The sequence below is a fragment of the Actinocrinis sp. genome, from assembly GCF_035653575.1.
Classification (GTDB): Bacteria; Actinomycetota; Actinomycetes; order Streptomycetales; family Catenulisporaceae; genus Actinocrinis.
Genome location: NZ_DASRBQ010000034.1, coordinates 42,579 through 67,480 on the forward strand (window position 1 = coordinate 42,579; position 24,902 = coordinate 67,480).

Sequence of the window (24,902 nt, forward strand, 5' to 3'; positions counted from 1 at the left end):
ATCGTCTGGATCAGCGGTCTGTCACGCGGAAAGCGGGCTGTCGTAGAGGTCGTAGCTGCGGTGCTCGCGGAAGCGGCGCAGCACCTCCTCGTGCACCCGCTCGGCGCAGCTGTCCGGCAGGTCGGGCAGCTTCTGGCCGAGCCGGCGGGCCAGCCGGTAGAGCGCCGTGGCGGCCCAGGACGGGTCGGCAAGGAACTCGTCCGCGCCGCCGCGCGCCTCCCGCCACACCCCGAGCACCGAGGCCGCGGCCAGCAGCACCGCGTAGCGGTCGGCGAGGGCGAAGCTGGCCGGGCTGGCCAGCGCGGTGCGGTCCTGCGGGGAGAGGTCCAGCGCCTCCTCCTGCATCTGCCGCAGCTCGTCCATCATCCGCAGCGCGAAGCCGTGCAGCGCCCGCTCCACCGGCGATCCGGAGGGCAGTTCGTCCACCGCGGCGATCAGCGACGCGCTCAGCCCATCCCGGCCGCTGGCCAGGGTCAGCCGGTCGAACGGGATCGGGCCGAGCGCCGTGCGCGGCTGGAACAGCTCGGCCGGGGCCGGCTCGCCGGCGAACCAGGCCCGCTTGGCCAGCCGGGAGAGCTGCGGAATGATCGTGGCCTGACAAGCGGCGGAGCCCGCGTGCCCGAGGCTGAGCACCGGCAGGTCGCGCACGTGCTTCTGGAAGATGCCGAATTCGCCGTCGCGCACATAGAACCGGGCGCCGAGCACGATGGAGAGCTCGTACATCGCCTCGCTGAGAATCTTCGGCACCAGGTACTTGACCGCCGAGGCGTAGACGCTGGTCTCCTCCGGCAGCAGATGCACCGCGCGGGTGCCGGCCAGTGACATCGAGTCGCAGATCAGCAGGTCCAGGAAGGCCGCGGACAGGGTCGCCTTCGCATGCGGTATCTCCATCACCGAGCGGCGGTACAGCTGGCGGCCCACCGCGAAGCGCACCGCCGTGCGCAGGCTGGCGTCACCGGTGCCGATGGCCATTCCGGGCACCGCGCTGCGGGTGATCTGGAACGAGCGCAGCGCCAGCTCGACACCCTGGCCCAGCTCGCCCACCAACGCCGAGCCGGGCACCGGGCAGTCGTCGAATTCCAGCCCTGACAGGTGACAGCCGCGCACCCCGACCGCCGTGTAGCGTGGCAGGGTCTTGAAACGCTGCGGGTCGAGCTGGTCACGGCGCAGCAGCAGCACCGAGTGGCTGCGGCTGCCCGGAGCCGAGGAGGTCCGGCTGAACAGCGCCAGCGCCTCGGCCCGGTCCGCGTTGTTGATGACCTGCTTCCCGCCGTCGAGCAGGAAGCCGCCGCCGTCCACAGGACGCGCCTCGAACTCGTTGCGCACGAAGTCGTTGCCGTGCGCCAGCTCGTGATAAGCCACCGCGGCCTTGCCGCCGGCCAGCAGCAGCTCGGCGAGCTCGCGCTTCTGCTGCTCGCTGCCCGCGGTCCACACGTTGACCGCGGCCATGAACGAGGTCGCGCCGTAACCGAGCCCGAGCGTGACATCGCGCCGGAAGACCTGGCGCATCACCCGTACCAGCGTGTCCAGCCGGTCGAGACGGCCGCCGAACTCGCGCGGCACGAAGTCCGCGTTGAGCTTCAGCTCGTCCAGCACCCGCTCGCCGGCGGCGCTGATCTCGGCGGCCTCGTCGGCTTCCAGCAGCCGGGCGTTGCCCACCGGGCTGTCCGGGTCGTACGGATCGCCGAACCCGAATTCGATCTCCGCCGCCCGGGCGCTCGCGTCTGCTTCCTGATCGAGCAGGGCCGTCCCCGGGCGGTCCGCAGCGGTCGCTTCACTCAGCATGGCATCCCCTCGGCGGTGTTCTGCGGTTCCTCTCGCCGTCCCGCCAGCCGCAGCGGCAGCAGCGAGAACAGCTCGCCCTCGTCGCGGGCCGCGCACAGGTCGGACAGCAACTGCTCGTAGGCCGCGCCGTCGCCGCCCGATGACGCGGCGCCGCGTGCATCAACGCCGCCCGGCTCGCCCAGCCGCACCAGCAGCCGGTCGAGCGCCGCGCGCAGCCAGACCCCGTCCCGCCACACCCGGCCGAAGCCCGCTGCGTCAGAACCCTGCGCTCCTTCGGCAGCGAGCGCGCTGTGGTTGTGCGCCCACAGGCCGAGGCAGGCGGCGGCCGCGAAGCACAGCGTGTAGCGGCGCGCGGTCTCAAAGGCCTGCGGTGACACGTCGGCCAGGGCGTTCTGGTGCGATTCCATCTCGTCGTGCACCCGGTCGACCGCCTCGGCCAGCCGTTCGGCCGCCGCCACCGCGCCCTTGAGGGCGGGAACCTGGTCGGCGGCGTCGCGCAGGGCCGCGATCGAGTCCGGCAGCGTGGCCAGCACCCCGCTGCCTGAGCGCGCGATCAGGGACAGCCGCGCCGGGTCGACCGGCGGCAGCGGCGCGCTCAGGTCGAAGGCCGCGACCGCTCCGGCGGTGTCGCCGGCGCCGCGCCGGTACATCCGCACCAGCGTGCGGAACTGGTTGACGATCGAGTTCAGATTCACCAGCGTGTTGCCGTCGAACAGGCCCACGATGCGGTGGTCCCGGTCGACCTTCTGGAACATCCCGTGCGCGTAGACCTCCTTGAGGTACGCGCGCGCGCCGAGTTGCCGGGTCAGATCGGCGATGACCATCTCAGTGCTCGTCGGCACCAGGTACTTCGCCACCGCCGAGACCACGCTCATCTCCTCGGTCAGCACGTGCACCGCGCGCGACGCGACGATGGACAGCGCCTCGCTGATCAGCACGTCGGCGGCCGCGGTGGCCAGCACCGAGCGGGTCTTCGGCAGCTCGATCAGGGTCCTGCCGTAGAGCCTGCGCTCCCGGTTGAAGTCCAGCACCAGCCGCAGCGCGTGGTCGGCGGCCCCGAGGGACAGGGCCGTGCACATCGTGCGGGTCAGCTGCAGGGCCTTGAGGATCGTCTCGATCCCGCCGCCCTTGGCCCCGATGATCTGCGACTCGGGGACCGGCGCCGCGTCGAAGCGGATGCCGCTGATGTCGGCTCCGCGGATGCCGAGCGTGTGGATCTTGTCGACGTACTGGTACGTACCCTCGGCCAGCTCGCGCTTGTCGACCAGCAGCATGCTGAATCCGCGCGGGCCTCCGGCCGGATCGGTGCGCACAAGCAGCGCGAGCATTCCGCCCCTGGTCGCGTTGTTGATCAGCCACTTCTCGCCGCTGACCAGCAGCCCGCCGCGGCCGTCCGGGACCGCCGCCACCTCGCCGCCGATCAGGTCGCTGCCGTGCGCCTGCTCGGTGAGCCCCAGCGAGACCGGCACGCCGGCGCGGATCTGCGCGCCGAGCGCGTCAGCCTGCTGCTTCGAGCCGGCCACCCACATGCACACGCCGCCGAGGTACGTCTTGCCGTGTCCGATCGCGACGGTCAGGTCGCGGCGCGCCACGACCCGCATGAGCTGCACCAGCTGCTCGTAATCGTCCAGCCGGCCGCCATGCTGCACCGGCACGTAGTAACCGGGTACGCCCCAGGCGTCGAGCTGCGCGCAGATCGCGGCCGGGAACTCCTCGCGCTCGTCGAGCTGTGCACACCGGGCGTAGGAGAACTCGGTGTCCGGGTCCCACGGATCCCCGAGCCGCGCCTCAAGCTCCTCGGCCGGCTGATAGCGGACTGCTGCGCCCATCTCAGGCCTCTCCCGTCCCGCGCCCGCCCCGCCTCAGGCCACCGGCTCGAGCGCCGCGGCCGGCCGGATCATCGCGGCCACCTCGCGGTCGAGCACCTCGTGCAGCGGCGCGATCTTGCCCTCGAGGAACAGCTTGCGCATCAGCGTCCGCTGGATCTTGCCGCTGGTGGTGCGGCGGATCGTGGACGGCTTGACCAGCACCACGTTGGCGACAGGGACGGCGAACTCGCGGGCGATCTCGCGCTGGATCGCGGCGGCGATCTCGGTCGGATCGACCGGTCCGGCGTTGCTGCGCACCTCCTGCACGATGACCAGCTGCTCGCGGTCGGTGTCCACGGAGAAGACCGCGCCCGCGCCGGTCCCCAGCGCCGGGTGCAGCGCCTGCACCGCGCGCTCCACGTCGTGCGGGTAGAGGTTGCGGCCGTTGATCAGGATCATCTCCTTGAGCCTGCCGGTGACGTACAGCTCGCCGCCTTCCAGCACGCCCAGGTCACCGGTGCGCAGCCAACCCGACGAGTCAGCGCCCTCAGTCCCGGCGATCCCGGCGTTGAAGGTCTCCTCGGTGCTTTGCGGGTTCGCCCAGTAGCCGGCCGCGACGCTCTCGCCCTTGACCCACAGCTCGCCGACCTGACCCTCCGCCAGCTGCGCGAAGGTCTCCGGGTCCACGACCCGCACGTCGAAGTCCTCGCGTACCACCACGCCGCTGCTGACCAGCGTGCGCACCGGCGCGTCAGCGCGCGGGGCGAGCAGCTCGCCGCGCTCGAGACCGCCCGCGTCCACCGGCCGGTAGATCGGGGCCTTGCCCAGCGGCGTGCCGGAGATCAGCAGGGTGGTCTCGGCCATGCCGTAGCAGGGGAAGAAGTGCTCGGGCCGGAATCCGGCCGGGGCGAAGCGCTCGGCGAAGGCCCGCAGCGTCTCGGCGCGGATCGGCTCGGCGCCGTTGCACGCGATGGTCCAGGACGACAGGTCCAGCGTCGCCAGCTGCTCGTCGGTGACCCGGCGCACGCACAGGTCGTAGCCGAAGTTCGGGCCGCCGCCGACGGTCACCCGGTGCGTGCTGATCATCTCCAGCCACCGGTACGGCCGCTTGAGGAACGCGCTCGGCGACATCAGCGCGGCCGAGCTGCCCAGGTACAGCGGGTGCAGGATGTGCCCGATCAGACCCATGTCGTGGTAGAAGGGCAGCCAGCCGCCGAGCCGTGACTCCCGGTCCACGGTGCCGGTGGAGCGCTGGATCGCGGCCTCGTTGGCCAGCAGATTCCCGTGCGTGACCATGACGCCCTTGGGCGTGCTGGTCGAGCCGGAGGTGTACTGCAGGAAGGCCAGGTGTGAGGGCCCGAAGGAGGGCCGCACCCACGCGGAGGGGTCGCCGTACGCGAGCGCACCCGAGGCGTCCACGGCGTTCGTCGCCAGGCATTCGATCTCGTCAAGGCCCTCTGCGGCCAGCCAGGCGCGGATCTCGCCCTCGTTCGCGGTGTCCGTGAGTACCGCCTTGACCTCGGCGTTGCGGACGATGCCGGTCACCCGCTCGAAGTGGTGCCCCATCTCGCCGGGCAGCGGCGCGGGAACGGCCACCGCCCCGGCGTACAGGCATCCGACGAACGCGGCGATGAAGTCGGTGCCCGACGGGTACAGCAGCAGCACCTGGCGGCCGAAGGCGGCGTGCTCCTGCAGCCAGGAGGCGATGTGCTTCGCGCGCTGGTCGAGGCCGGCGTAGGTCAGGCGCTCGGTCTGCGCCCCGGCGCTGGTGTCGCTCAGGAAGATGAAAGCGTCGCGCTCGGCCAGCTCGGCGGCGTGCGCCAACACCAGGTCCGTGTAGGTCCCGAAACGTGCGGCCATTGCTAAGTCACCTCGATCGTCGGCAGGCTGTGGACCGCCACCGTCGGTGGTCGGGATATTCGCCATCGTTGATCGGGGCCCTTAAGGGCTCCTTGCGCGATTCGGGCCCGCGTGCTGTTTTCACCGGCCGCGGCGGCGTCACGGCTGGGAGCGGGGCAGACGCCGCCGATACCGGACAAAACCGATGGCGATTCCCCGCCGGGTCGTGAATCATCCGGGGAATGCGTTCGGCACAAGAGGCGCACGGCGAAGGCATCTTCGTGCGCGGCCTGACCAAGATCTTCCACACGACGGTGCGGCGGCCCGGTTTCGCGGGCGCGGTCCGGTCGCTGATCGCACCGCAGCGCGTGGCGAAAACCGTGGTGCGAGACGTGTCCTTCGAGGTGGCGCGCGGCGAGCTGCTGGCACTGCTCGGCCCGAACGGCGCGGGCAAGTCCACCACCATCAAGATGCTGACGGGAATCCTCACCCCCACGCGCGGCGAGGTCCTGGTCGCCGGGATGAACCCGCACCTGGACCGGCGGCGCAACGCCCGCAACATCGGCGCGGTGTTCGGCCAGCGCACGCAGCTGTGGTGGGACCTTCCGGCCAGGGAGTCGTTCGCGATCCTGCGCTCCATCTACGGCGTGCCGGCCGACCGGCACCGCGCCCGGCTGGCCGAGCTCGACCGGCTGCTGGAACTGTCTGAGTTCTGGGACACCCGGGTACGGCACCTGTCGCTCGGCCAGCGGGTGCGCTGCGACTTGGCCGCGGCGCTGCTGCACGACCCGGCGATCGTGTTCCTCGACGAGCCCACGATCGGCATGGACGTGGTGGTCAAGGAGCAGGTCAGAGGTCTGCTACGACACGAGGTCGAGCGGCGCGGCCGAGCCGTGCTGCTCACCACCCACGACATGACCGAGGTCGAGCGCCTGGCCGAGCGCGTGGTGCTGATCAACCACGGCCGGATCGTGCTCGACGGGCCCCTGCAGGCGGTACGCCGCGAATTCGGCGGCACCTGGCGCATCCGCGCGACCATCGCCGACTCCGCCTCGGCATCGCGGCAAGTCGCGGCGCGCGACCTGCCAGCCGGCCTCGAACTGCTCAGCCAGGACCACAACGAGCTCGTCTTCGCGCCCGCGGCGATCGCCGCCGCAGCCGCGGTCACCGTCCCGGAAGCGCTGCGCGCGGTGGTCGACCGGTATCCGATTGTCGGCATCTCCATCGAGGAGACCGACCTGGAGGACGCCATGCGCGCCGCCTACCTGCGTCAGGGTACTGCGTCAGCCGATCCGGAGACGGAATCGACGGAACCAGGCGCCGGGCAGGTCGTCTCGTGATCGGCTCGTCGCCCCGCTCGCTGCAGCCCGCGGCCGGACCGCCGCTGGAGCCGGAGCGGGATTCATCCCGGCCGCGTCAGCCGCTGGCCTTTCGCGCCGCGTGGATCACGCCGCTCGGCGAACTGCTCTCCCCGCCGCGGATCGCCGCCACCGGGGTCCGGCTGGTCATCCAGATCTTCCTGGTGGTCTACCTCTGGCACGGCCTGTACGGCCACACCGCCACCAAATCAGGGCTCGATCGCGGGCAGGCGGTGACGTTCGCGGTGCTCGCGGTGCTCATCACGCGCATCCGCGGGCTGGACCGGTTCGCCGGCCGGGACACGGTCTTCCAGCACCTCGAGTACGGCACGATCGTGTACTGGTTCCTGCGCCCGCTCGCGCCGTCCCGCTACTACGTGCTGCGTGCGCTCGGCGATCAGGCGTACGGGTTCGCCTGGGTACTCGCAGGCTATGCGGTCTGCCTCGCCGCCGGGGTGATCGAGCCGCCCGCGTCCGCCACGGCGGCGGTCGCGTGCACGGCCTCGCTGTTGCTCGGCCAGGCGGTGTTGCACGAGCTGACCTTGCTCACGGACCTGATGTGCTTCTGGACGCTGCACAACGACAGCGCCGTGCAGATGATCCAGTTCGCGCAGAACCTGCTGTCCGGGGCGTATGCGCCGCTGTGGTATTTCCCCGGCTGGTTCATCGCGATGAGCTCGTTCCTGCCGTTTCAGTCCACGCTCAACACGCCGCTGTCGCTGTACATCGGCCGGATCCCGGTGCGGCAGGCCCCGGCCGATCTGCTGTTCCAGCTGGCTTGGGTAGCCGGACTCGCGCTGATCTCGCGGCTGCTGTGGCGCCGGGCGTCCCGGCGCGTCGCGGTGCAAGGAGGCTGACGATGTGGCGCCGATTCACCGAGGCGTGGGGCGTGGCCTGGCAGATCACCGCGCTCAACTTCCGGGCGCAGCTGGAATACCGCGTCGAGTTCTTGATCCGGATCGCGTATGGCATCGTATGGCAGCTCTCGATCATCGTGTTCGCCGCCGTGCTGCTCTCGAAGTTCTCCGGCATGGGCGGCTGGACCAGCTCGCAGATCCTGCTGCTGGTCGCGACGCGGATGCTGTGCAACGGCTTGTACGTGCTCTACTGCGGCAGCGTGTTCAGCCTGTCCTTCTACGTGCAGCAAGGGCTGATCGACGGGTATCTGCTGCGCCCGATGCCGGTGTTCCGTCAGGTGCAGCTCGTCGCCTTTCAGACGAACGGCCTCGGCGACCTGCTCGTGGGGATCGGCCTGTTCACGGGGGCGATCGCCCGCGACCCGCTGGACTGGACGCCCGGGCGCGTCGCCTACCTGGCCGCGGGAGTTCTCGGCGGAACGCTCTTGATCACCGCGGTGTTCACCGCGGTCTCCGCGGCCGCGTTGCACTTTCCGGCGAGCTGGTACTGGTCGCTGTGGATCGCCGAGGTGAGCGCGACGTTCGGAAGCTATCCGCTCAGCATCCTGCCGCGGGCGGTCGGCGAGCTGCTGACCTGGGTGCTGCCGATCGCGTTCATCGCCTATCTACCGGTCGGCGTGCTCACCGGGCACGGCGGCACGCTGGGCGTCCCGGTCGCCGTCGCGGCCGGTGCGCCGCTCGCCGCGCTCGCGATGTACGTCGGCTCGCGGCTGCTGTGGAACTGGAGCCTGCGGCACTACACCGGCGTCAACGGCTGACGTCCGGCGTCGACGGCTGACGCGCGGTGTCGACGGCTTACGCCCGGTGTGGACGGCTTGCCTCTCCGGGATCGTCGGCAGGCTTACGCGCCCCCGACTGCGACGACGCCCGTCTTGGTGCCGACGAAGGCCTGATTCCCGACCACGGTCGGAGAGGTGAAGGTCGGGCACGCGCTGCCGAGGTAGATCTGCGCCTTCGTCGCCCCGGTGGCCGGGTCGAGCGCGTAGAGCTCGCCGCCGAAGTAGTCGACCCACCAGACCGCGCCGCCGCCGATCACGGGGGAGCCCTCGGCCGGGACCGTGGACTTCCACAGCACCGTCGGCGTCCCGTCGGCGCCGATGCTCACCGCCTGCGGCCCGCTGGCACAGGGCGCGTACACGATGTTGCCGGCGACCGCTGCGGTGCCGAAGGTCTGACAGGTGTTCGCCAGCTCCGCCACCTGGCCGCCGACACCCCCGAGGGCGCCGAGCTTGAGCACGTAGCCGTTGTTGGTCTTGCCGTCCTCGTAGATGTACTGGCCGACGATGGCCGGGGTCTGCGAGCCGAGGTCGGCGTCGCCGCCGTTCTGGGTGGCCCAATCGGTCGGGGCGAAGAAGTCGAGCCGCTGCAGCGAGGGCGACAGTTCCATGACCGAATCCGCGCCGTCGTAGGTCCCTGACGTCGCCGCCCCGTTTCCGGAGGCGTACAGCAGGTTGCCGTTGGGCTCCACGACCCCGCCGCCGGTCTCCCAGATGCCGCCCTCGCGCGCCGTGGGCACGGCGTAGCTCGTCTCGCCGGTTCCGTCGGTGGCCACCGAGACCACTTGGCCGATGTAGTTGCCGCAGTCGCCGTACAGACCGCCATAGGGCACGTAAATGCGACCATTGAGTAGCGTCAGGGCGCCGCGCTGCTGGAAGGCGTTCGCCGTGCCCTTTGGCGGATCGAGCGGGGTCTGCAGCTCGACGGTGCCGGTCGCGGCGTTGATGCCGAAGAGCGTGTGCGTCGCGCCGAGCATTTCGGCGAGGGCGTACACGCGGTTGGTGCCCGGGTCGTAGACCATCGTGCTGGTGATGCCGAGAGGGTCGATGTCGCCGCACGGCAGGCTCGACAGCGGCTCCGGCGAACCGACGTGCGCCGACCAGATCACCGCGCCGGTGGTCCGGTTGAGCGCGTAGACGGTGTCGTTCTCGGTGGCGGCGAACACCCGGCCGCCTACGAGCAGGGGCTGGCCGTATACCGGGCCGTCGAGCGTCGCGGTCCAGTTCAGTGACAGCGTGGACAACGGGCTGAGCTTCGTGTTGTTCCCGTCGCGCTGGTTGTCGAGGTGGTACGTCGGCCAGTCGCCGGGAGTGATCTGCCCGAGCGGGGCGGCTGACGCCGCGGTGGCCGCCTGCACGGCGGAGCCAGCTCCGGCGAAGGCGGCGCACGCGACGAAGAGCCCTGAGGCCGCGACCGCCCGCAAGACGATGCTTCTCATGCGCTGCCAACCCCATCCGCTGTGACGGGCTCGGGCGAACCGGGGGTTTCCGGCAGGCCGGCCCACCGCCAGGCTAGGGAGCGCGACGAATTGCGCCAGTCCCTGCCGCGGCAGAGGGATCGCGGCGCGCCGAATACGGCTACTGACCCGCTCGGACGCTGGTCGCGCGGACGAGGCGAGGTGAAACTTACCGAGCAGGCGGCTGATTCTGGCAGAGTGGGTCGGGTGGTCGACGTCTACCTACGGACGACGAGCCGCTGCGTCGGGGAGGAGCCGCAGTGAAGCGCCTGAGCCCGTTCTATCCCGTCCCGCTCCCGCCTGAGCCGTCCGAGCTGCCCCCCTCCGGTTTCACGGCGGCGGCCGGCGAGTACGCGATGCGCGTGCGCGAGTTCTACGACCGGCGGGCGCACTGGCACCGCAGGTTCTACCGCGTCACGGGCGTCATCGTGATCTTCATCGGTGCCGCGCTGCCGGTGCTGGTCGCTCCCACGTATCCGGGCAAGCAGATCGTCGTCTCGCTCGCCGGCACCATCGTGGCGGCGCTGACCGGGCTGCGGGCCTTCTACCGCTGGGACGAGTCCTGGGTCGTGATGCGCACCACCGAGCGGGCTGTCACCGAGGCGTACTGGAACTGGCGCGCGCAGCTCGACGGTGACTGCGCCAACGGCGCCGCTGAAACGCACCGGGCCGCGACGCAGGCGTTGTTGGCGCGCCTGGGGGAGTTGCAGCTGCGCGAGGCGGACAGCTATTTCAAGGATCTGTCATTCCCGGCCAGCCACCGGTCGGACTGAACGCCGACAGGAGGCGGTCAGGCGGTCGGGCGATCAACGGCCGGGCGGTCAACGGCCTGGCGTGGACGCCCCGACGAGCTGGGCCCACAGCTTGCGTTCCTCGGCCGTCGGCGGAATGTGCGGGATCAGCTGCTCGGGATGGCCAGGCGGCAGGCACGGCGGCCGGGCGCCCATCGGGTCGAGCGGGCCGGGGATGAGGAAGCCGTTCGAGCCGGCGAACGCCCGCAGGCACAGGTAGAGGAAATGGCGCAGGCGGCGCAGCGGGGAGTCGCCCATGACGGCCTCCTGTTCCAGGATGGATGGAGCGCCGGTCGGCGCGGGCCATGACTCCCGCGCCGACCGGCTGGTTTCGTTGTGGCTGCTGGGTTTTCGCCGGGGCCGCGGGTCACACGCCCGCGGTCGCGCCGGCGATCGTGGTGTAGATGTCGCGCAGGCTGCGCTTGGAGAACAGCCGGCCGACCGGGACCCGCGTGCCGGTCTCCTGCTCCACCGCCGCGACCAGGCGCAGCAGGTAGAGCGAGTCCCAGGAGACGACCTGGTCGAAGTCGTTCTCCAGGTCGGTCTCCAGCAGCGGCAGGTCGAGCTCGTCGCGGACGATCTCGAGGAAGCGCTCCTCGGTCAGGGTGCTCATGGGTCCACTACCTTTCGAAACTCGCGTCGAGGCGCAGATGGCCGGGGATCTCTGGCAGGGCCGCCAGATCGTGGCGGTAGTCGGGCGCCTCATCGGTGCCGCCGTGCCGCTCGAAGCCGAACGACGGCCAGAAGTTGCGCACCCGGTGGTTCTTCTTGGTCGGGCGGTAGCTCGCGTGGACCGGGCCAAGGCCGGCGTCTCTGGCGTGCGCCAGCAGCGCGCCGATGGCGGCCTGCTCGATCCCGCGGGAGAGCACCCGGCAGCTCATGATGTAGTTGTCGATGGTCAGGCCGGCGCCCTCGCTGCCGCCCGGGCCCTTGGTGCAGAAGAGCGCGCCGATCAGTCCGTTGTCACCGAACTTGTCGCCGGAGCGCAGGTACAGCACGAGGTGGTCAGGGCTCTGCGCCAGCTCTCGCACGGTGTCGGGCTGCATTCGCAGGGTGGTGAGGTTGCACTGGTTGCTGCGCAGGCTCAGCTGAGAGACCCGCGCCACCTCGGCCTCGCTCACCGGGGCCACCGTCAGGGTGACGCCGAGGTTCGCCAGGTACTCCTCGAAGTTGTCCGAGCTGTCCAGCAGGTCCTGCCGGGCGGCGTCGGTGCGGTAGAGCGCGGCGCGCTCGCGGTCCTCGGCGGTGAGTTCGAGCACGTCGAACCAGCCGTCGGCGAGTAGCTTGCCGATGTGCAAGGCCGGCTCCTCGTCGAGCCGGACCACCGCGACCTCGGGCAGGCTCGCGGCGATCAGGCCGGTCTCGAACGGCGAGTCGTCGGCGAACACGAAGCTGTCGACGCCGAGGTTGAGCCGGGCCGCGATGTCGCGCAGGTTCGCGTCCTTGGGGTTCCAGTTCGCGTTGACCCGCACGAAGTCGGTGTCCCGCAGCACCATGTCAGGGTGCGTACTGAGCACCTCCAGCACCGGCTCGTGGTCGTTCTTGCTGCTGACCGCCAGCAGCACGCCCTGCGAGCCGATCTGCTTGGCCACCCGCTGGAAGTTGCCGAACGCCTCGCCGCGGTACGTGGTGGCCATCTCGATGCCGTCCGCGCCGTCGTCGCCGAGGATTCCGTCCCAGAGGGTGTTGTCCAGGTCGAGGACGAGCACCTTCTTCGTCAGAGCCTTGATGGTGCGGGTCAGGTGCGCCACCTCGCGCGCGTAACGGCCGAGCAGCTCGTCGCCCAGATGCGCCTTCGCGTACGAGGCCATCCGCGGGTCGCCGACAGGGCCGCCGGCCGCGACCAGCGGATCGAAGTCGATCACCGCGACCCGCTGGTGCTTGACCGCCAGCCGCAGCAGCCCCGCGTTGAACTCGCGCCAGACGATGCCGAGCGCGGCCCGCGAGCGCAGGTCCACCAGCTGATGCGTGTGCGTGCGCTGCAACGGCAGGGTGTTGAGAACGAGCGTCGCGGTGGGCTGGTTGCCGACGTACTTCTCGGCCAGCCGGTCGAGCTGCGCCAGCTTCGCCGCCGTCGCCTGCTCCAGGTCCTCGACCCGCCACACCTCGGGCAGCTCGTCGAAGACCGCCTGCGGGTCGAGTACCACGAGCGCGAGGTCGAGCCCTGACGCGTACAGCTGGCTGCCGGTGTCCTGCAGCTCGCGCAGGTAACCGTCGAAGTCGCCCAGCGTGATGTCCAGCACCTGGCCGTGCCTGGCCAGCTCCGCGGTCAGCGGCGGCACCAGCGCGGCCACCGTGGAGTGCCCGGCCACCGCCACCTTGACCACCGGCTGCGCCGGGTGGTGCTCCAGGATCGCGGCCGGGCTCAGCTTGCTCAGCACCCGGCCGGCCCGCACCAGGTCGGCCGCGGCGTTATCGCCCCGCGCGACCTCCGCGAGCAGCGGAGCCACCTCGGCGTAGCCGGCGGCCAGGGTCTTGGCGCGGGCCAGCGCCTGCAGCCGGCCGAGCGGATCGGCCGGCCCGGCCGGGCCGGCCGATCCGGCGTTCGCGGTGTTGTCCGCCGGTTCCCCCGCCGCGGCGGAGACCGGGGAGTCGACGACCGTGGTCATCAGCGCTCCTCCTCCAGAGTCATCCGGTCCGGGGTTACCAGCTCGGGGTTTCCAGCAGCTCGATGAGGATCGCGGTCCACATGAAGCCGGTGCCGACGCCGATCGTCAGGACCTTGTCGCCCGCCTTGGCCTTTCCGCTGCGCACCACGTACTCCAGGTTCACCAGGTGGTCCGCCGCGCCCATGTGACCGTAGTCGCAGCCCCAGTCGTAGACGGTGCGCGAGGCGTCGAGGCCCAGCGGCCGGTAGAACGCCCACTCCACGATCGACTTGCCGGTGTTCGCGTGGATCAGCCAGTCGACGCTGGAGATGTCGCTGCCGGTGCCCTCGAACACCTCGCCGACCACCGCGAACAGGCTCTTGCTCATCCGTTCGATGGTCTGGTCGTACAGGTCCTCGCCGGTGGCCAGATACGCGCGCTTGCGGCCGCGCAGGTCCACCTTCGAACCCTGCGCGAACGGCGCGAGCGTCCACGCGTCCGGGCCCCGGTAGATCGGCTCGAGGGTCGAGTCCGCGACCGAGGCGGTGGAGATCACGCGGGCGAAGCCGCCCTGCGATGAGAGCACCGCCGAGCCCGCGCCGTCCCCGTACACCTGCTGGTCATCGCTGTTCCAGCGGTCGAAGTAGGGCAGGTGGAAGGAGTCGCCCGCGGTCACCAGCGCGGCCGTGCCTGGCCTGGCCACTACCCAGGAGGCGCCGAGTTCGAAGGCTGCCAGGCCTCCGTTCGAACCCTGCTTGATCTCGATCGCCGCGGCCGGGCCGCCGACGGTGTTGTTGTGCACATAGGAGGCGGGCTGCCAGAACTCCTGGCCCTGATGCCCGATGCCGGCGTGCACGACCAGGTCGAACTGCTCGTGCGGGATACCTGACCGCTCCACCGCCTGCCGGCCGGCCGCCGCAGCCATGACGCCGGGAGCCTCCGTCTGCGGGTCGGCCACGTGCACGGCACGGATACCGTTCGCGACCTTCTCGCCCTCGGTGTACCGGCCCTGCGCGATCGCCTCGTCGGCGGTCTCGATCTTGTCCGGGACATAGGCGCCGAAGGCCGCTACGTACAAGTTGTCCCAACGCATGAATTACTCCAGGGCGTCAATCGGGAAATAGCGTCCAGCCCCGATGGTCCGATCCGGTGCTAAAGCAGGTCTTGCGCAGGACCGCGCGTTCAGATCTCCGATCGGAGATATCCGAGCGGTGTATCAGGTTTCAGCTATGGCCGGACCGCGCGGGCTGGTGTACTCGGGCCCGACGGCACGTCGCATACACCCTTCGGGCGCGAGGGAGGCCACATGACCGGGGCGGTTCACGGATTCGTTCGACAGCAGGCTGATACCCGCGAGACGGTGGACGCGCTGCGCGCGCTCGGCCTCAACTGGCGGCCGTCCGGGCAGGCCTCGCTGCACGGGCCGCTGCGCGAGCTGGCCGAGAGCGTGGACGCCGCGTTCGTCGGCCTGGCCGAGGCGCTGTGGGGCGCGCAGCAGGAATGGCATCCGGCCGCGCTCACCGCCGAGGGGCTGCAACGCGTCGACTACCTGCATTCCTTCCCGCATCAGGCGACCTTTCCGGTGCGGCTCGACCCGCGCGAGGCCAACCTGGAGGCCTTCCGCGCCGGCCCGATGGTCACCGAGGACGGCAGCGTCGCGCTGATCGCGCTCGCGCCGACCGACCAGGTGCTCACCCCGGCCGCCTGCCACCACGTGTACGCCGACCACGAGGGCGAGTCGCTGACCGAGGCGCGGTACGTCACGACGCGCAACACCTGCTTCCGGCAGGAGGAGCACTACGAGCCGCTGCGCCGGCAGTGGAGCTTCAGCATGCGTGAGATCGTCTGCCTGGGCAGCAGGGCGGAGGCCGGCGCGTTCCTCAGCACCGCGCGGCTCGCCCTCGACCAGCTGTTCAAGGACGTCGACCTGCCGGTGGCCTGGCTCAACGCCACCGATCCGTTCTTCCGGCCGCCGGGAACGCCGCGGCGTCGCTCGACCCGGCTGCCGCCGACCAAGTACGAGGCCGTATACGGCGGGGATCTGCCGATCGCGTCGGTGAATCTGCACTACGAGCACTTCGGCGCGGGCTTCGGCATTACCCGTGGCGGCTCCTACGCGCACAGCGCCTGCGCCGCCTTAGGGATCGAGCGCTGGCTGTTCGCCCTGACCGACCGGCACGGCACCGATCCGGTGAACTGGCCCGACCTGCCGGCCGCGGCCGTGCGCGCCGCCGAGCGGGTGACCGCCGTCCGCAGGCGGGGACGGTGTACCTGAGAGAGGCCGTGCACTTAAGCAAGCTCCCGCTGCGAGCAGCGGGGACGGTGTACCTGATCGGGAACGGCGCGCTCGAACAGGGACGGTGACGCGGCGGCGGCCGCCCGAGCGGTCGCCGCCGTCGCTCACCAGTTCCCCGGCTTCTTCGACCTCGTACTCACAGCAGACCCTTCTCGTCGGCGCGCAGCAGCGCCTCGACCCGATTACGGGCGCCGAGTTTCTCCAGCGTCCGCTGGAAATAGGTCTTGATGGTGTTGTGCGCGAGCCCGAGTTCCCGCGCTATCTCGATATTCGTCATCCCCGCGGCGACCTTCCGCAGGATTTCGTGCTCCCGGGGAGTCAGCGCCCCTGGCGTGCGCAGCCGGTCGGTCCGCCGGGCACCGGGCGCCGAGCCGTCCGGCAGCAGCCGCTCGCCGTCCGCGACCCGTCGCAGCGCACTCGCCAGGCCGCTCAGGTCCGTCCGCTTGTGCACCACGGCCGCGACCGACTCGCCGGCGTCACCGGCGGCGGCCGCGGCGTGCTCGGCCCGCTCCGGATCCGTGGTGAACAGCACGATGCGGACCGGCGGGTGCAGCGTTCGCAGCCTCCTGATCACGTCGACCGCGGGCAGGTCGGGCAGCCGCGTGTCCATCACCACCAGCCGCGGCCGGTTCTCGCCGACCGCGGCGATCGCCTCCGCGGCGGTGGCGGCCGCGGCCGCCAGGTGCAGCCAGTCGGTCGTCGCGCACAGCTCGCGCAGCCCGGCCAGCACGATCGGATGGCTGTCCGCCGCGACCAGGCCGGTCGCCGAGGTCCCGGGCGCCGCCGGGCCCGTCAGTGCGCTGCGACAGGCCTCGAACCGGCGGGGCACGGCGAAACGCGGCCGCGGCCGGTCGTAACGGACCTTCGCCGACACGCCTGCCCGGGCCATGTCGTCGACCACCTCTCCGGCTTCCGACCCCACTCTCAGCTACGGAAAGTGACGTCCGATATACGGTCAGCGTCAGCCTACTGCATCGCTGCGCAGGTGCCGCAACCCGCCAAGGTGACCAAAGATCTTCAATCCGCCGCCGGAAGTGGCGCCGGCTGCCGTCCCGCGCCGGTCGAGCGCCCCCTCACGCCGCGCGAGCCTGCCGCCGGTGCGCAGGTCCCCTCGACGTGTACCGGTCAAGCAGGTGCGCGAGGTGGTCGAGGAAATGCGTCTCCCGCTCCTTGATGAAGAAGTGCCGGCCGGGCAGGATCCGCATCTCGAACTCGTCCGCGGTGTGCCGGGACCATTCGCTCATCTCCACCGGAGCGACCAGCGGGTCCTCCCGGCCGGCGAAGACGTGGATCGGCACCGGCATCGGCTGCTGCTCGCGTGGCGGCACCGTGGCGCACAGCACCAGGTCGTCCCGCGCGATCGGCAGCAGGGTGCTGAGCCATTCCGGGTGCCGCAGCACCGCGTCCGGGATCCCGCCGAGCGCGCTGAGCACGTCGACGAGCTCGGCGTCCGGGGCGTCCACGTCGCCGATCTTCGGCGGCGGCAGGTGCGGTGCCCGGTACGCGGCGAGGATCAGCGCCGTCGGCAGCGCGGCGCCGCGCTCGAACCTGCGCAGGGCCAGGCTGAAGGCGATGAGCGCGCCCATGCTGTGCCCGAAGAACAGGTGCGGTTCGTCGAGCTCCGCGTCCAGCTCCCAGTCCAGGTCCGCGGTCAGCTCGTCCAGGTCGGTGAACCGCTGCTCGGACATGCGGCCTTCGCGTCCAGGCAGGTGGATCGGCAGCACCCTGACCCGATCGCCGAGCGCGCGCTGCCAGCCCGCATAGGTCGAGGCGCCGCCGCCGGCGTAGGGGAAGCAGAACATCCGCGGCCCGCTCGCCGGCGTACCCGGGCGCGGCGCGGAGAGGTAACGGGTCATCGTGCTCCTCCTCCTGATCGGTCAGGCCGCTTGATCAGGCTGCCACGGGCAGGATGCTGATTCCCGGCTCCGGAGCCGCCGTGCCCGGCGTACCAGCTGTGCCCGTCGTGCCGGCCGCGGCCACTGCGGCTGCCGCCGCGGCCGTGCGCACCAGGATCCGCTCCCGCAGCTCGGGCTTGCGGTTGCGCAGCATCTGCCGCCACTGCTCGGGCGAGAAGCTGGCCGGCTGGGTGGTCTCGATGAAGTCGCGCACCACGTTCAGGAACCGCTGCGGCTCGGTGTGGAAGGGGAAGTGGCCGGTGTTCGGGAACAGCTCGAGCCGGCTGCCCGGCATCGCGACGTGCGCGAGTCCGGCGTGCAGGGCCGGCAGGATCGGGTCCTTGTCGCCCCAGACCAGCATGGTCGGCATGCCCTCGGTCAGATAGCAGCGGTCCATCAGGGTCCCGACCTGGCCGCGCCAGTCCACGACCGCACGCAGGGTCCTGATGAACGCGGCGCGGGCGGTGGCGTCCGGCAGCGCATCGACCACGCGCAGCACGTCCGGGCCGTCGAGGCCGAGCCGGGTGCCGGTCATCTGCAGCAGCTTGACCAGCCAGCCGATCTGCGTGCGCATGCCCGGCAGGTTCAGCGCGGCCAGCAGCAGGTCGGCTCCGGGCAGCGAGGCGGCCCGCAGCAGCGGGGTGACCTGCCGGCCGACCCCGCCGGTGGCCACCAGCACGATGCGCTCGGTGCGCTCCGGGTACTGATACGCGAACTGCATCGCGATGCCGCCGCCGAGGGAATGGCCGACCAGCGTCGCGCGGTCGATGCCGAGCACCGAGAGCAGGTCGCGCATCCCGTTGGCGTAGCCGCCGATCGAGTAGTCGGCCCGCGGTTTGTCCGAATGCCCATGCCCGAGCAGATCCGGCACGATCACCCGGTAGTGCTGCGCGAGACCGGGGATGACCGGTGCCCACGTGTCCGAAGAATCCCCGATTCCGTGGATCAGGAGGACCGCCGGCCCGTTGCCCGCCATCCGGAATGCGCGGCGGTAACCGTGCACTGTGCGGTAGCGCAGTCGGGCCACCGACGCGCCCGCCGGAACAGCGCGCAGCCGTGCCCGGTTGTCCTTCGTCGTCCCCGCCCTGCTGGTTGCCACGACGTTCTCCTTCCTGCCGACCCCCGTGCTGCCAGGTCGGTACGCGGATAAATCGGCCGGCGGCGCGGATCGCGCGGGCCGGTCACGGGCCGGCCGCCCACGAACCGGGGGCCGTGTAGTGCTCCCGCGGCCAGGCGGGCCGGTGCTGCGCGGCATGCGGTGCGCGCGAGAGGTTCTCCTCGTGCGCCCGGCGGGTGAGTAAAAGGGCTGCGACCAGCGCCGCCAGCTCCTCCGGGTTGGGGGTGCCGCGCACGACGCGCAGCACCTCGGTGCGGTAAGCGCCGTCAGCTTGGATCACGGAGCAGTCAGTGCCTGGGTGGTCGAGTCCTATGCGGGGCTCCGTCACCGGCTCCGCAAGGCGATGCGCCGCGAGATCGGTGGACAGGATGGTCATGCCGTCGAGCGTCCGGCGCGGGCCTTGTGAGGCGCTTAAGAAGGCTGTGACGCACGGGGCTTGACGCCTGTGACGCAAGGGGCCGGAGCGGCTCTTTATCGGTGATACAAGCGCGGCTCAAGCCGGGACCGCTTCGCTGATCGCAATCATCGACAGGAGCGAGGTCTGCGACCGTGACTATCACCGCGGCGAGCGCACCGCCGGACGGCTCCCTCAGCGGCGCCGTCCCAGGATCCGCCTCCGGAAAGCCGGTGCTCAGGCTGGACCGGGTGGTGATCCGCTTCGCCGGGGACTCCGGCGACGGAATGCAGCTGACCGGCGACCAGTTCACCTCCCGCACCGCGTCCTTCGGCAACGACCTGTCCACGCTGCCGAACTTCCCGGCCGAGATCCGCGCCCCCGCCGGGACGCTGCCCGGGGTCTCCAGCTTCCAGCTGCACTTCGCCGACCACGACATCCTCACCCCCGGCGACGCCCCGGACGTGCTGGTGGCGATGAACCCGGCGGCGCTGCGCGCCAATATCAGGGATCTGCCGCGTGGCGCGCAGATCCTGGTGAACACCGACGAGTTCACGCCCCGGGCGCTCGATCGGGCCGGATACGCGGCGGACCCGCTGCAGGACGGCTCGCTGGAGGCGTACACCGTCTACCGCGTCCCGCTCACCTCGATGACGGTCACCGCGCTGGCCGACAGCCCCCTGACGCGCAAGGAGGCCGAGCGCTGCGCCAACATGTTCGCGCTCGGGCTGCTGTCCTGGATGTACCACCGGCCGACCGAGGGAACCGAGCGCTTCCTCCAGGCCAAGTTCGCCAAGCGCCCCGAGATCGCGCAGGCCAACGTCGCAGTCTTCCGCGCCGGCTGGAACTACGGGGAGACCACCGAGCAGCTCGCGGTCTCCTACGAAGTCGCCCCCGCGGTCTCGGCCTTCCCGGCCGGCACCTACCGGAACATCTCCGGCAACCTGGCGCTGGCCTACGGCCTGATCGCCGCTTCGCAGCGCTCCGGCCTGCCGCTGTTCCTCGGCGCCTACCCCATCACCCCGGCCTCCGACATCCTGCACGAACTGTCGAAGCACAAGAAATTCGGCGTGCGCACCTTCCAGGCCGAGGACGAGATCGCCGCCATCGGCGCGGCGCTCGGCGCCTCGTTCGGCGGCGCCCTGGGCGTCACCTCGACGTCAGGGCCCGGAGTCGCGCTCAAGTCGGAAACCGTCGGCTTGGCGGTCTCACTCGAATTGCCGCTGGTGATCTGCGATATCCAGCGCGGCGGTCCGTCGACCGGCCTGCCGACGAAGACCGAGCAATCAGACCTCTTACAGGCCATGTACGGCCGCAACGGTGAAGCCCCGGTCCCCATTGTCGCCCCCCGGTCTCCGGCGGATTGCTTTGATGCGGCGTTGGAAGCGGTGCGGATCGCGTTGACGTACCGCACGCCGGTGTTCCTGCTCTCGGACGGTTATCTGGCCAACGGTTCGGAGCCGTGGCACATCCCTGACGTCGACAACCTGCCCGACCTGCACGTCGAGTTCGCCACCGCTCGCAACCACACCGGCGCCGACGGCAAGCCGGCGTTCTGGCCGTACCTGCGCGACCCGGAAACCTTGGCGCGGCCGTGGGCGATTCCGGGTACGCCGGGTCTTGAGCATCGCATCGGCGGCATCGAGAAGGCGGACGGGACCGGGGAGATCTCCTACGATCCGTCCAACCACGATCTGATGGTGCGTACCCGGCAGGCGAAGGTGGATCGGATCGCGGACAGCGTCGCGCCGCTGGAGGTCGACGACCCCAGCGGCGGCGCGCGGGTGCTCGTGCTCGGCTGGGGCTCGACCTACGGACCGATCGCTGCCGCAGTACGCCGCGTCCGTCTCGACGGCGGCCAGGTCGCGCAGGCACACCTGCGGCACCTGAACCCGTTCCCGGCCAACCTCGGCGACGTGCTCGCGGACTACGAGCTCGTACTCGTTCCCGAGATGAACCTCGGTCAGCTCGCCGGCCTGATCCGGGCCAAGTACCTCGTCGACGCGCAGCCGGTCACCCAGGTGCGCGGCCTGCCGTTCACCGCCGAACAGCTCGCGGTCGTCATCCAGGAGGGGATCGTCAGTGTCGCCTAGCGCCACGGTGTTGTCTGAGGGAACGGGTGTCGCTGAGGGCACGAGGACGCTCCTTCCCTTGACGGTGAAGGATTTCAAGACGGATCAGGAGGTGCGCTGGTGCCCGGGCTGCGGGGACTACGCGATCCTGGCCGCGGTCCAGGGCCTGATGCCCACGCTGGGCATCGCGCGGGAGAACATCGTGTTCGTCTCCGGGATCGGCTGCTCCAGCCGCTTCCCCTACTACATGAACACCTACGGGATGCACTCCATCCACGGACGCGCCCCCGCCATCGCCACCGGCCTGGCCGCCACCCGCCCCGACCTGTCGGTGTGGGTGGTCACCGGCGACGGCGACGCGCTGTCCATCGGCGGCAACCACCTCATCCACGCCCTGCGCCGCAACGTGAACCTGAAGATCCTGCTGTTCAACAACCGCATCTACGGGCTGACCAAGGGCCAGTACTCCCCCACCTCGGAACAAGGCAAGATCACCAAGTCCACGCCGCTGGGCTCCCTGGACACCCCCTTCAACCCCCTTAGCCTGGCCCTGGGCGCCGAGGCCAGCTTCCTGGCCCGCTCCATCGACTCCGACCGCAAACACCTCACCGAGGTCCTCGCGGCCGCCGCCCGGCACGAGGGCACCGCGCTGATCGAGATCTACCAGAACTGCAACATCTTCAACGACGGCGCCTTCGACCCGGTCAAAGACCCCGCCGCACGCGACAGCCACCTGATCCGCCTGCAGCACGGCCAGCCGATCCTCACCGGCGACGGGCGCAAGGCGGTGCGCACCGAGCACGCCGGCTACACCCTGGCCCCGCAGGACGACCCGCGCCCCGCGCTCGTGCACGACGCCCACGCCGAAGGCCCCGAACACGCCTTCGCCCTCAGCCGCCTGGCCGACCCGGCCACGTTGGACGGCACCGTGATCGGGGTCCTGCGCCACACCCCCCGCCCCAGCTACGACCAGCAACTGGCCGCGCAACTGACCCAGGCCACCACCGCCCGCGGCCCGGGCGACCTGACCACCCTGCTCACCGGCAACGACACCTGGACCATCGGCCAGGGTTGAGCCGGGCTCCGGCGGCGCGCCCGCGTCCCGGCAGACAACTCAAGAACAACTCAACAGCCAACTACACCGCAGGCGCCGCCGACCACCACCGGCGGCGCCTGACACATCTCGCCTCGCCCGGCTACTGAGTAGACCTCATATCTTCTGGCGCGTTTCAAGCGCCGAGCGGCAATGAGCCGGTAACCAGGGTGCCCATAATTGGATTGACACAGCTACGTGCTGCGGGATTTCCGAGCCCGGCGCGACGAACAAGACAGCAGAGGCGAGATGAGCACCTCGACCACGGGCAGAGCGACCGCCGCCGCCCCGCCCACGGCGACCCCGCCCGCCTTGTCGGCCACCGTGACGGTCCCCGAGAGCCTCGGCTATCGGTTCAAGCGCAAGATGCTCGGCAAGCCGCTGGTCAACGACCAGCTGCACAAGGAGAAGCTGTCGAACCCGGTCGCCCTCGGCATCATGGCGATCGACTGCATCTCCTCCTCGGCCTACGGCTCCGAGCAGATGCTCACCCAGCTCGTCCCGTACTTCGGCGTGCTCGGCTTCATGTTGATCATGCCCATCACCGGCGTGATCCTCGGCATGCTGGTGCTGCTGACGCTCTGCTACCGCGACGTCGTCACCCACTACACCAAGGCGGGCGGCTCCTACGTCGTCGCGCGCGAGAACTTCGGCCCGCGGATCGCCCAGATCGCCGCCGTCGCCCTGCTCATCGACTACATCGTCACGGTGGCGGTGCAGATCTCGGCCGGCACCGACGCCATCGCCTCGTACCTGTCGATCAGCCACGGCATCGACATCAACAGCTGGAAGATCTTCATTTCGATCGGCGTGGTGCTGCTGCTGGCCTACGGCAATCTGCGTGGCGTGCGTGAAGCCGGCCGCGCGTTCGCGGCCCCGGCGTACGTGTACATCGCACTGGTGGGCCTGACCGTGCTCGCCGGGTTCGTGGAGTTGGCCACCGGCAACCTGCACCACGCGAACAACCTGCACGACCAGCGGTTCGGCGGAGTGCTCCAACTCGGTACGCAGACCCAGTGGGTGTTCAGCTTCGCCGCGATCTCGGCGATGCTGCGCGGCTTCGCCAACGGCGGCTCCTCGCTGACCGGACTCGAAGCCATCTCCAACGGCGTCTCGGTCTTCCGCAAGCCCGCCGGCAAGAACGCCCGGATCACCATGTCGATCATGGCGACCATCCTGGGGTCGCTGGTGCTGGGCATCTCGATCCTGGCCTGGCGTTCGCAGAGCATGCCGTACACCAACGGCAACCCCACCGTGCTGGCCCAGCTGACCAGCCTGATCTGGGGGCACGGCGCGTTCGGCGACGTGATGCTGACCGTGGTGCAGATCGCCACCGCGCTGATCCTCTACACCGGCGGCAACACCTCGTTCAGCGGCTTCCCGTTCCTGACCTCGTTCGTGGCCGGCGACTCGTTCCTGCCCCGCCAGTTCACCCACCGGGGCCACCGACTCGCCTACTCCAACGGCATTCTGGTGCTCACCGCGCTGTCCCTGGCGCTGATAATCGGGATGCAGGGCAACCTGACCAAGCTCGTGGCGCTGTACGCGATCGGCGTTTTCACCGGCTTCGTGATGGCCGCGTCCGGGCTGTTCAAGTACCACTACACCCGGCGGGAGAAGAACCGCAGTGTCAAGCTGCTGATCAACGGCGCCGCGGCGGTCGCCTCCTTCGCGGTCGTGCTCATCTTCGCGATCTTCAAGTTCACCGAGGGCGCGTGGATGGTGGTGGTGATCTTCCCGATCGGCGTGTTCGCTCTGATCAAGCTGAACGAGCGCTACCGCCGCGAGGCCGCCGCACTGGCCCAGGCCCCCGCTTCGGCCTCGCTGCCGACGCTGACGCGCAACACGGTCCTGGTGCTGGTCGACTCGGTGGACCTGGCGGTGATCAAGGCGCTGCGGTATGCCCGCTCGCTGCACCCGGTCGAGCTGCGCGCCGTGCACTTCATGATCGACTCGAAGCACGCCGAGATTCTGCGCAAGGCCTGGGACTCCTCGGTGGCCGCGGACGTCCCGCTGGAGATCATCGAGGTTCCGGACCGGCGGCTGCGCAGGGCGTCGGTGGAGCTGGCCGCGCGCACCACCGAGGAGTTCGACTCCGAGGTGACGATATTGCTGCCGCGCCGCTCCTTCCACACCACCAGCCGGCTGCTGCACGACCGCACCGCCGACGCGATCGCGGGCGCGGTGTCCAAGCTGCCGCATGTCGCGGCCATGATCGTGCCCTTCGACGTGGCCGAGGCCATCGAGGAGCTGGAGGCCCGGCGCGGAAGCGCGGGCGCAGGCAGCGCGACGAACGGCGACGCGGGCGGCGCACTCGGTTCGACGCGGCCGCGTCCGGCGCGGGCGACCAAGAAGCTGCTGCTCGACGCCGAGTGCCCACCGCAGGCCGCCGAGACCGGCACGCCGATCCCGATCAAGTCGGTGCGGTGGCGCAACCGGGCCACGCTGGAGGGCCGCGTGCGCTCGGTGTACGTGGGTCCGGTCTCCGGCTCCCCCGCGCTTGAAGCGGAGCTGTACGACGAGACCGGCGGCATCACGCTGGTGTTCCTCGGCCGCCGCAGCATTCCGGGCATCGAACCCGGCGCGCGGATGCGGGTAGAGGGCATGGTCGGCGAGATGGAGGGATACCTGGCCATGTCGAACCCGTCCTACGTGCTGCTGCCGCGCGACGGCGGCGAGGCGGACGAGGAGGAGTAGCCGCCCCGCGGCACGGCTG

General features: G+C 70.5%; 20 protein-coding genes. 8 read left to right on the forward strand and 12 right to left on the reverse strand.

The window, feature by feature from the left end:
• Positions 1 to 21: 21 nt before the first annotated feature.
• From VFA06_RS05835 to VFA06_RS05845, 3 genes are read right to left on the reverse strand one after another with little or no spacing between them, the layout of a single operon-like run.
• Positions 22 to 1,785, reverse strand: coding sequence for an acyl-CoA dehydrogenase family protein (locus VFA06_RS05835; RefSeq protein WP_324839373.1), 1,764 nt, complete (start codon positions 1,783 to 1,785; stop codon positions 22 to 24).
• A complete protein-coding gene (locus tag VFA06_RS05840; RefSeq protein WP_324839374.1) occupies positions 1,779 to 3,614 on the reverse strand; it encodes an acyl-CoA dehydrogenase family protein in 1,836 nt (611 codons plus the stop codon). Before VFA06_RS05840 ends, VFA06_RS05835 begins: the two co-directional genes overlap by 7 nt.
• 33 nt (positions 3,615 to 3,647) lie before the next feature.
• Complete coding sequence (locus VFA06_RS05845; protein WP_324839375.1) at positions 3,648 to 5,453, reverse strand: fatty acyl-AMP ligase; 1,806 nt, start codon at positions 5,451 to 5,453, stop codon at positions 3,648 to 3,650.
• A 221-nt stretch (positions 5,454 to 5,674) separates the two neighbouring features.
• Between VFA06_RS05845 and VFA06_RS05850 the strand changes: the two genes are divergently transcribed.
• From VFA06_RS05850 to VFA06_RS05860, 3 genes are all read left to right on the forward strand, one after another.
• A complete protein-coding gene (locus tag VFA06_RS05850; protein ID WP_324839376.1) occupies positions 5,675 to 6,772 on the forward strand; it encodes an ABC transporter ATP-binding protein in 1,098 nt (365 codons plus the stop codon).
• Between the two features lie 83 nt (positions 6,773 to 6,855).
• Complete coding sequence (locus VFA06_RS05855) at positions 6,856 to 7,647, forward strand: ABC transporter permease (RefSeq protein WP_349260066.1); 792 nt, start codon at positions 6,856 to 6,858, stop codon at positions 7,645 to 7,647.
• A gap of 2 nt (positions 7,648 to 7,649) precedes the next feature.
• The gene (locus VFA06_RS05860; protein ID WP_324839378.1) at positions 7,650 to 8,465 is read left to right on the forward strand and encodes an ABC transporter permease; all 816 of its coding nucleotides are present in this window, start codon (positions 7,650 to 7,652) and stop codon (positions 8,463 to 8,465) included.
• A gap of 83 nt (positions 8,466 to 8,548) precedes the next feature.
• On the opposite strand, the gene VFA06_RS05865 is transcribed toward VFA06_RS05860, so the two are convergent.
• Positions 8,549 to 9,922, reverse strand: a complete 1,374-nt coding sequence (locus VFA06_RS05865) for a PQQ-binding-like beta-propeller repeat protein (protein WP_324839379.1) — start codon at positions 9,920 to 9,922, stop codon at positions 8,549 to 8,551.
• A 278-nt stretch (positions 9,923 to 10,200) separates the two neighbouring features.
• Between VFA06_RS05865 and VFA06_RS05870 the strand changes: the two genes are divergently transcribed.
• Positions 10,201 to 10,713, forward strand: coding sequence for a DUF4231 domain-containing protein (locus VFA06_RS05870; RefSeq protein WP_324839380.1), 513 nt, complete (start codon positions 10,201 to 10,203; stop codon positions 10,711 to 10,713).
• A 48-nt stretch (positions 10,714 to 10,761) separates the two neighbouring features.
• On the opposite strand, the gene VFA06_RS05875 is transcribed toward VFA06_RS05870, so the two are convergent.
• The 4 genes from VFA06_RS05875 to VFA06_RS05890 form a co-directional block, all read right to left on the reverse strand.
• Entirely contained in the window at positions 10,762 to 10,989 is a 228-nt protein-coding gene (locus VFA06_RS05875; protein WP_324839381.1) for a DUF6059 family protein, read from the reverse strand.
• 109 nt (positions 10,990 to 11,098) lie between these two features.
• On the reverse strand, positions 11,099 to 11,344 hold the full coding sequence (locus VFA06_RS05880) for an acyl carrier protein (protein ID WP_324839382.1): 246 nt from the start codon (positions 11,342 to 11,344) through the stop codon (positions 11,099 to 11,101).
• Positions 11,345 to 11,351: 7 nt separating this feature from the next.
• Positions 11,352 to 13,340 (reverse strand): HAD-IIIC family phosphatase, encoded by a 1,989-nt coding sequence (locus VFA06_RS05885; RefSeq protein WP_324839383.1) that lies wholly within the window; start codon positions 13,338 to 13,340, stop codon positions 11,352 to 11,354.
• Between the two features lie 34 nt (positions 13,341 to 13,374).
• Positions 13,375 to 14,412 (reverse strand): ketoacyl-ACP synthase III family protein, encoded by a 1,038-nt coding sequence (locus VFA06_RS05890; protein WP_324839384.1) that lies wholly within the window; start codon positions 14,410 to 14,412, stop codon positions 13,375 to 13,377.
• Between the two features lie 213 nt (positions 14,413 to 14,625).
• Between VFA06_RS05890 and VFA06_RS05895 the strand changes: the two genes are divergently transcribed.
• Positions 14,626 to 15,594, forward strand: coding sequence for a hypothetical protein (locus tag VFA06_RS05895; RefSeq protein WP_324839385.1), 969 nt, complete (start codon positions 14,626 to 14,628; stop codon positions 15,592 to 15,594).
• 157 nt (positions 15,595 to 15,751) lie between these two features.
• Here VFA06_RS05895 and VFA06_RS05900 read toward each other — a convergent pair whose 3' ends face one another.
• The 4 genes from VFA06_RS05900 to VFA06_RS05915 form a co-directional block, all read right to left on the reverse strand.
• Positions 15,752 to 16,504: a response regulator transcription factor gene (locus VFA06_RS05900; RefSeq protein ID WP_324839386.1), complete on the reverse strand. Its 753-nt coding sequence runs from the start codon at positions 16,502 to 16,504 to the stop codon at positions 15,752 to 15,754.
• A 184-nt stretch (positions 16,505 to 16,688) separates the two neighbouring features.
• Positions 16,689 to 17,471: a thioesterase II family protein gene (locus VFA06_RS05905; protein ID WP_324839387.1), complete on the reverse strand. Its 783-nt coding sequence runs from the start codon at positions 17,469 to 17,471 to the stop codon at positions 16,689 to 16,691.
• 34 nt (positions 17,472 to 17,505) lie between these two features.
• Positions 17,506 to 18,609, reverse strand: a complete 1,104-nt coding sequence (locus tag VFA06_RS05910) for an alpha/beta fold hydrolase (protein ID WP_324839388.1) — start codon at positions 18,607 to 18,609, stop codon at positions 17,506 to 17,508.
• Positions 18,610 to 18,691: 82 nt separating this feature from the next.
• Positions 18,692 to 19,003, reverse strand: a complete 312-nt coding sequence (locus tag VFA06_RS05915; RefSeq protein WP_324839389.1) for an acyl-CoA carboxylase epsilon subunit — start codon at positions 19,001 to 19,003, stop codon at positions 18,692 to 18,694.
• 179 nt (positions 19,004 to 19,182) lie between these two features.
• On the opposite strand from VFA06_RS05915, the gene VFA06_RS05920 reads away from it, so the two are divergent.
• The 3 genes from VFA06_RS05920 to VFA06_RS05930 all read left to right on the forward strand — a co-directional run bounded on the left by VFA06_RS05920 (position 19,183) and on the right by VFA06_RS05930 (position 24,883).
• Positions 19,183 to 21,114, forward strand: coding sequence for a 2-oxoacid:acceptor oxidoreductase subunit alpha (locus VFA06_RS05920; RefSeq protein WP_349260068.1), 1,932 nt, complete (start codon positions 19,183 to 19,185; stop codon positions 21,112 to 21,114).
• A 7-nt stretch (positions 21,115 to 21,121) separates the two neighbouring features.
• Positions 21,122 to 22,168, forward strand: coding sequence for a 2-oxoacid:ferredoxin oxidoreductase subunit beta (locus tag VFA06_RS05925; protein ID WP_414639834.1), 1,047 nt, complete (start codon positions 21,122 to 21,124; stop codon positions 22,166 to 22,168).
• Positions 22,169 to 22,435: 267 nt separating this feature from the next.
• Positions 22,436 to 24,883 carry an amino acid permease gene (locus VFA06_RS05930; RefSeq protein WP_324839391.1) on the forward strand — a complete coding sequence of 816 codons (2,448 nt, stop codon included), beginning with the start codon at positions 22,436 to 22,438 and terminating at the stop codon, positions 24,881 to 24,883.
• Positions 24,884 to 24,902 lie beyond the last annotated feature (19 nt).

Bases quoted from the DNA above. Each gene is read 5' to 3' on its own strand.
- VFA06_RS05835 (WP_324839373.1), bottom strand. From the start codon at position 1,785: ATGCTGAGTGAAGCGACCGCTGCGGACCGCCCGGGGACGGCCCTGCTC.
- VFA06_RS05840 (WP_324839374.1), bottom strand. From the start codon at position 3,614: ATGGGCGCAGCAGTCCGCTATCAGCCGGCCGAGGAGCTTGAGGCGCGG.
- VFA06_RS05845 (WP_324839375.1), bottom strand. From the start codon at position 5,453: ATGGCCGCACGTTTCGGGACCTACACGGACCTGGTGTTGGCGCACGCC.
- VFA06_RS05850 (WP_324839376.1), top strand. From the start codon at position 5,675: ATGCGTTCGGCACAAGAGGCGCACGGCGAAGGCATCTTCGTGCGCGGC.
- VFA06_RS05860 (WP_324839378.1), top strand. From the start codon at position 7,650: ATGTGGCGCCGATTCACCGAGGCGTGGGGCGTGGCCTGGCAGATCACC.
- VFA06_RS05865 (WP_324839379.1), bottom strand. From the start codon at position 9,922: ATGAGAAGCATCGTCTTGCGGGCGGTCGCGGCCTCAGGGCTCTTCGTC.
- VFA06_RS05875 (WP_324839381.1), bottom strand. From the start codon at position 10,989: ATGGGCGACTCCCCGCTGCGCCGCCTGCGCCATTTCCTCTACCTGTGC.
- VFA06_RS05880 (WP_324839382.1), bottom strand. From the start codon at position 11,344: ATGAGCACCCTGACCGAGGAGCGCTTCCTCGAGATCGTCCGCGACGAG.
- VFA06_RS05885 (WP_324839383.1), bottom strand. From the start codon at position 13,340: ATGACCACGGTCGTCGACTCCCCGGTCTCCGCCGCGGCGGGGGAACCG.
- VFA06_RS05890 (WP_324839384.1), bottom strand. From the start codon at position 14,412: ATGCGTTGGGACAACTTGTACGTAGCGGCCTTCGGCGCCTATGTCCCG.
- VFA06_RS05895 (WP_324839385.1), top strand. From the start codon at position 14,626: ATGACCGGGGCGGTTCACGGATTCGTTCGACAGCAGGCTGATACCCGC.
- VFA06_RS05900 (WP_324839386.1), bottom strand. From the start codon at position 16,504: ATGGCCCGGGCAGGCGTGTCGGCGAAGGTCCGTTACGACCGGCCGCGG.
- VFA06_RS05905 (WP_324839387.1), bottom strand. From the start codon at position 17,471: ATGACCCGTTACCTCTCCGCGCCGCGCCCGGGTACGCCGGCGAGCGGG.
- VFA06_RS05915 (WP_324839389.1), bottom strand. From the start codon at position 19,003: ATGACCATCCTGTCCACCGATCTCGCGGCGCATCGCCTTGCGGAGCCG.
- VFA06_RS05930 (WP_324839391.1), top strand. From the start codon at position 22,436: ATGAGCACCTCGACCACGGGCAGAGCGACCGCCGCCGCCCCGCCCACG.